Origin of the sequence: Acetobacter sacchari, from assembly GCF_017377715.1 — a bacterium.
Taxonomy (GTDB): Bacteria; Pseudomonadota; Alphaproteobacteria; order Acetobacterales; family Acetobacteraceae; genus Acetobacter; species Acetobacter sacchari.
The window spans coordinates 1-276 of record NZ_JAFVMF010000073.1; the positions used below are offsets into that span (position 1 = coordinate 1).

Sequence of the window (276 nt, forward strand, 5' to 3'; positions counted from 1 at the left end):
GCGATCACGCCAAAGCGCGTCTTCATGAAGATGATGTAGAGCCCGGCCAACACCGCCACCGCGCAGCCGAACAGCACGAGGCGGTAGGTTGAGAACGTGTAGCCCCCGATCGCGAAACTGCCCTCCGGCGTGCCGATGCCGCGCACCGCGGAGCCGACGATCAGCAGCATCGACTGCGTCACGATCAGGCTGAGGCCCCAAGTGGCGAGCAGCGAGTCGAGCGGGCGCTTGTAGAAGCGACGCACGATCAGCAGCTCGACGATCATGCCGATGATC

At 64.5% G+C, this 276-nt stretch carries 1 pseudogene; it reads right to left on the reverse strand.

The features are described 5' to 3' along the window. Positions 1-276: pseudogene (locus J2D73_RS20305) on the reverse strand (hypothetical protein); the annotation flags it as partial.